Genomic DNA, 6,114 nt, shown 5'->3' on the forward strand with positions numbered 1-6,114 from the left:
CCTGCCTTCAACCTGATTCCGCCAACCGAAACTGTAACATCCGAACCTGAAACTGCTACAAATACCCCCGAAAATGTTACTCCCGGTACACATAGCATAGCACAGAATAGCATAGCAGAGCATAGCACAGAATATCCCCCTCAAGACTCCCCCTCAGGGGGACCGGGAGGAGAGGCGGAGAAAGAGGAGATTTTTTTGGAAAAAGAGGAAACGTCCTGCTCACAGACTGCCTGCACCCAACCGCCGAAAACTGGTAGAACCGACCGGAACACACAACGGAAAGAATGGACCAATGCCGAAATTGACCGCCTGCAGCCCCCTGCCGATGGACTTCAGCGCAACCTCGAAGGACTGATCTACAATCTGCGCTCCTACCATGTGCCACTGCCCGAACAATACGCCATCATCTGCAAAAGCAACTTTGGCATCATCGGGCACCCCATGTGGAAAGGCTTTGGCGAAATACGCGAGAGCCACGGGAAGATTCGTCAACCGGGACGCTACCTGCTAAGCCTGTGCAACAAGTAGGAAGTGCAAGAAATAATCGCAACATCCTGAATTGGCAGGATAAAGAAATTAACGGTGAAATTAACGCTTACCCCAAAATCGGTAGGTAAATAAGAAAAAGAGCCTTATCTTTGTATTGTCGTTAAGCTTAAGACACAAACAAAACTATTTTATTTACATTAAAAACTATTCTATTATGCCAGTAATTTACAAAACATTCCAATCGGTATTTGAGGACAAATCCGGTAAAAAACTTTTCTTTCCACGCGTCTATCTGATAGGTAACGTAAGTACGGAGCAGATTGCCCGTGAAATAGCAGCTTACTCCTCCCTTTCGACAGGTGACGTAAAGAATACCATCGACAACCTGGTCACCGTAATGACCCAACACCTGCAATCTTCCGAAAGCGTGACGCTGGATGGCTTTGGCACGTTCCGCATGACGATGAAGTCGGCAGGCAAAGGAGTGTCAACGGTCAAAGAAGTATCTGCGGCCCAGTCCACCCTGAAAGTCCGCTTCACGCCTGCCTCCACCCGCAATCCGGATCATAGCGTCGCCACCCGTTCAATGGTGACCGGGGTGAAGTGCGTGCCTTACAAGTCCGGAACTACCGGTTCCGGTAGCGGCAACGAAGGCGGTGGTGGCAACGAAGGCGAAGGAGGTCTGGAAGAAGACCCGCTGGGCTAAAAAATTGAGTGATAGATAGAAGTGCATTTGAGTACAGCAGAGAAGCACTGAAAACAACAGCTACAGAGACACAAAGTTTCGCCCGGGCAACAAAGCAAAAAGCTCTGTGCCTCTGTAACTCCTGCCCACACGTGGCCTCAGTACTCGTGCAGCCTCAATGTTCTTGCAGCTTCATCACTCTTGCACCCCCAACACCTTGTATAGGGATAAACCGGAAACTAAATTCAGAAACTGACTAAACTATTCATTTCAAAACTAAACAATCATCTTTAAGATAGAATCATCTATTTTATAAACTAAACTATTAATTCACAAACCATGAGAAGTATCAACTTGATTGTGGTGCATTGCAGCGCCACCCGGGCAGATCATGCCCTTACGACAGAAGATCTGGAAACCATTCATCGCCGTCGTGGCTTCCGTGGCATCGGCTACCACTATTACATCCGCCGGGATGGCACCGTCACCAACACCCGCCCCCTGGAACTTATCGGTGCACACGCAAAGGGGCACAACGCTCATTCAATCGGCCTTTGCTACGAAGGTGGACTGGACTGCAACGGGCAGGCGGCAGATACCCGTACACCGGAACAACGCAGTGCGCTGCGGTTGCTGGTGCACCAGTTGCTGAAACGGTTCAGAAACAGCTATGTCTGCGGGCATCGAGACCTCAGTCCGGACCTGAACGGAAACGGGGTGGTGAAACCGGAAGAGTGGGTGAAGGAATGCCCGTGTTTTGAGGTGAAGAAGGAACTATAAATAATTAAAACATTGAATATTATGAAAATAAGTAAGAATACTTGGAAGACCATCCTGAAGGTAATTGTCACCGTGGCTACAGCCATTGCCGGGGTACTGGGAGTGAACGCCATGACACCGTAAGAGGCAATCCGCTACCCCAATGCAATAAGATGCTATGCATTGGGGTAGTCTCCCGACAAGAGAAAGAATAACCAATTATCCAATTCACTTTTATATTTATACAGCAATGACAAATCATAAAATTTACTATCTGCTAATATTTTTCCTGCTCCCGTTTTCTTTTTTAGGAGCACAAGGTGGAGTAGCCGACCAGTTACTGAAAGCTACATTCCACCCCAGCCCACAATCTGCCGCCTATGCCCGCTACGGGGAATACCCGGTGGAGCATTCTACAGGAGTTCCTAAAATAGAAATTCCGATCTATACACTGAATACCGGAGACTATGAACTCCCTATCTCTATTTCATACCACGCTTCGGGCATCAAAGTACTGGATGTTTCCAGTCCTGTAGGACTGGGATGGACGTTGAATGCCGGAGGAATGATAGCCCGTACGGTATGCGGAATGCCTGATTTTGAAGGTTACAACTACCGGATGTTCTTCAAAAGTAAGGCAGATGTAGAAAAACGACTATCAGAATCGGCCATGGAAACAAGATTGTGGAACCGTGTATTTGCAGGCGTTCCCGAATACGATTCCGAATCAGACCGATACAGCTATAACTTTGCAGGCAAAGCCGGTATATTCCGCTACAATGTTTATAATGAAGTTCCTTTTACCATCCCTCATGAACCGATAAAAATAGAGAGAACAAGCAAGGGATATGAGGTAATTGATACCGATGGCACGACTTATTACTTTGAGGCAAAGGAATCATGCACTTCGCCCCAAATGAACACCTATACCAGTGCCTGGTATCTGACCAAGATAGAAACAGCAGGCCGCAATAACGTGATTACCCTTTCATACACCACAGGAGATAGTTATATTATAAGATATCGCTCTCAGTTTTTGCACAAGGGAAATGTTATTACCTACAGTGAAGGAGTGGGACAACAATATGTCGCGAATGAAACCACCGGCAATTATGGCGGAGATGTATCTATGCCAACCTACTCATACCGAGTCCCCATGTTAAGTTCCATCAGTTGGAACAATGTCAATATAACTTTCAGTTATGCCAAAGACAGGCTGGACACGCAGAAAGAGCGTCTAACCTCTATTACGGTAAAAGACAATAATTCAACCGTCAAGCATGTTATTTTCAATAATAATGCATACTTCGGCGACCGTTCCTCCAACTACAGGATGAAACTCGGCAGTCTTTCTATGAAAGGAAACGCAACCAATGCCATAGCCGACAACTATACATTCTCGTATGACACATCGACACCTCCGGAGCATTACAATGCTTCCAATGCAGGAGGCTCTTCAAGTTCCTATTGCCGTGAAGACTATTGGGGATATTATAATGGAACACAGAGTTATAATATGATTCCCAATGGTGTATTCCCTGCCTCAAATCTGGCAAATCGAAGTGCTTCTCCTTCACATATGCAGATGTGTCTTCTTAAAACAATTCAGTACCCGACAGGAGGCAGCACAACCTTCAACTTTGAAACCAACCGGACTGGCACTTATTCATACATCGGTGGATTGCGGGTTGCGGAAATTATAAATAAAGACCACAACGGCACTATCTTAGAGCAGAAAACTTATGAATATGGGCAAGGAGAAGCTACAATGGAAATCTCAAACGAGTTGTTCGCCTATGATGATTACTTCCATTATTTTATACGACAAGGAAATGGAGCATACCAATCTAAGGGCCGTTTGCACCAGATTGCCGTGGCTTCACCCATCCTTCCCCTCACCGGTTGGAGCGGCAGTCCCATCTTTTACAATGAGGTGACAGAATACAAGGGGCTAAAATCGTCTAACGTAGGAAAAACAGTTTATAAGTTTACGCAAGACTTTGAGAGCAGCTATCCCGGAGCAGAGGAGGAAGATGTGCCTGTCCCCGTACCTTTACGTTTCTACTCCGGTCTTTACAACAATGACGAAGGCATAGTTCCGGCTTTGCTGAAAGAGAAAACTTTCTACAAGAACAATAATGGCACTTACGTCAAGCAGTTGTCAGAAGAATATGAATATACGGAACTTGTACCCCCCAATGATTCTATTTCTATCGGCGTGCGGTTAGGAAGATTGGGCATAGGGGTGGTCTATTACGAAAATATAGACTTCAGTTGTGCACCCTATAGTGATTTGGACGAATATTATAGTTCCATCGTATATACTAATGTACGCGGTTACAGGAAACTGCGAAAACTGACAAGTGTAAAGACAACAGATTATGAACGAAATGTAGTTGCAACCCGTACTTATCAATACGACCCTCAACTACGCTGCTTACAGCCGATAACGGAAACCGTAACCAATAGTGACGGGGACAATTATATCACTAAAACCTATTACCCCTTTCAGCAGACCGGAACAGTTTATAGCAATATGACTGCGAAAAATTATGTGGATACCCCCATAAAGAAAGAGAAATATTGCAACTCAACCCTGTTGTCTACTGACTTTACTGCCTACCAGCAAGTGGGTGACAGATTTCTGCCAAATAACATCAGCCAGCAGAAAGGCAACAACGCAAGTAGGGTACTGGTACGCTACGAGAGATATGACAGCAAAGGAAATCCGCAATACCTGACTACGCTCGACAACCGGAAAATTGTCATCCTATGGGGATACAACTACCGTTATCCCATAGCACGCATAGAAGGATTGACTTATAGCGAAGTAACGGCGAAAGTAAGCGAAAGCACAATTTCGTCAATAGCTTCCGGCACTGCTCCCACTCAGGCACAACTGGACAACATACGTTCCTCTCTATCCAATGCATTAGTCACTATTTATACCTATGCCCCTTCTGTAGGAATAGCCACAGAGACTGCGCCGAATGGATATAAAAAGACCTATTCGTACGACATAATGGGACGCCTGAGTCAAACAGCCGACACCAATGGGACAGTAGAGACTTATCAATATCAATATAAACAGTAATACAACAGAATGAATATGAAACGAATTTATCTATTATATCTATTGCTGCTGCTTCAGGCAACGGCAGGACATGCTCAGGATAGCTCTCAGAACTACATCCTGACCCGCACCATGCTTAAATCGGACACAAAGTCTTACTTGAGCAAAGTGGTTTATTATGATGGATTAGGACGTCCGTTCCAGACAGTGAACAAGGCGATAGAGAACACTGACAAGAAAGGAGTAACCCTTGCCACCCTGCAAGAATATGATACTGCGGGGCGTGAGACGAAGGCCTGGCTTCCGGCAGTTATAACCTCTGATTATCTTGCTCCGGTCAGTTTTAAAAGTAGTGCGCCCGGCAGTCACAGCAATGACTCCCGCCCTTATCAAGAGGCTGTTTACGAAGCTTCTCCGCAAAACCGCATTGTGAAGCAATACGGCGCAGGGGCAGACTGGTACAGCGGGCATCCGGTTGCAATGGAGTTTATGGGCAATAGTGCAACCGCGCAGTTACGCTGCACCCGGTATAAAGTAACTTCGGCAGGTGCTTTAGAGGCTTCAGGAGACTATGCCAACGGCACGATGAACGTAACCCGAACAACGGATGAAGACGGAAAAGTGTTCTACACCTTTATGGACAAGATAGGGCGCACACTGCTTGAACGCAGCATGAACGGCAGCGAAACGCTTGATACTTATTATGTATATGATAACTATGGAAATCTGTGCTATGTATTGCCACCGGCTATAAATGGTAATATCAGTACCGATAACCTGAATCTTTATGCGTATCAGTATGGGTATGACGGGTTTAACCGCTGCATCCGGAAGAAACTGCCCGGCACACAATACATCGAGTATGTATATGACAATTACGACCGACTGACGTTCTCGCAAGATGGCAATCAGCGTGCGTTATCCACCCAAAACTGGACCTATTATAAATATGATCAATTGAACCGACTGACCGAACAAGGCTTATGCACCAACAAGGTAACTACCTCCGGAACCACTGTACACATCATGAACTATTATGATAGTTATAGTTTTATAGGGACTCAAGGATTTACCAGCAGCAACTTCTCCACAGATACATCCGGTTACG

Annotated in this window: 5 protein-coding genes and 1 pseudogene; all 6 read left to right on the plus strand. The window is 45.8% G+C overall.

The features are described 5' to 3' along the window. Positions 1-528 (plus strand): annotated as a pseudogene (locus tag QZ135_RS24200) (hypothetical protein); the annotation flags it as partial. 175 nt (positions 529-703) lie between these two features. After that, complete coding sequence (locus tag QZ135_RS24205; RefSeq protein WP_294615607.1) at positions 704-1,195, plus strand: HU family DNA-binding protein; 492 nt, start codon at positions 704-706, stop codon at positions 1,193-1,195. Between the two features lie 318 nt (positions 1,196-1,513). Beyond that, positions 1,514-1,954 carry an N-acetylmuramoyl-L-alanine amidase gene (locus QZ135_RS24210; RefSeq protein WP_294615609.1) on the plus strand — a complete coding sequence of 147 codons (441 nt, stop codon included), beginning with the start codon at positions 1,514-1,516 and terminating at the stop codon, positions 1,952-1,954. A 21-nt stretch (positions 1,955-1,975) separates the two neighbouring features. Next, positions 1,976-2,077 carry a smalltalk protein gene (locus tag QZ135_RS24215; RefSeq protein WP_009130126.1) on the plus strand — a complete coding sequence of 34 codons (102 nt, stop codon included), beginning with the start codon at positions 1,976-1,978 and terminating at the stop codon, positions 2,075-2,077. Positions 2,078-2,183: 106 nt separating this feature from the next. Next, entirely contained in the window at positions 2,184-5,027 is a 2,844-nt protein-coding gene (locus QZ135_RS24220; protein ID WP_294615612.1) for a hypothetical protein, read from the plus strand. Between the two features lie 15 nt (positions 5,028-5,042). Further along, on the plus strand, positions 5,043-6,114 hold a 1,072-nt coding region (locus QZ135_RS24225; protein ID WP_294615614.1), incomplete at its 3' end, for a DUF6443 domain-containing protein.

It is taken from the genome of uncultured Bacteroides sp. (assembly GCF_905207245.1).
In the GTDB taxonomy this organism is placed as follows: Bacteria; Bacteroidota; Bacteroidia; order Bacteroidales; family Bacteroidaceae; genus Bacteroides.

Excerpts from the sequence above, each read along its gene's own strand:
- QZ135_RS24205 (WP_294615607.1), top strand. The coding sequence starts at position 704 with ATGCCAGTAATTTACAAAACATTCCAATCGGTATTTGAGGACAAATCC.
- QZ135_RS24210 (WP_294615609.1), top strand. The coding sequence starts at position 1,514 with ATGAGAAGTATCAACTTGATTGTGGTGCATTGCAGCGCCACCCGGGCA.
- QZ135_RS24215 (WP_009130126.1), top strand. The coding sequence starts at position 1,976 with ATGAAAATAAGTAAGAATACTTGGAAGACCATCCTGAAGGTAATTGTC.
- QZ135_RS24220 (WP_294615612.1), top strand. The coding sequence starts at position 2,184 with ATGACAAATCATAAAATTTACTATCTGCTAATATTTTTCCTGCTCCCG.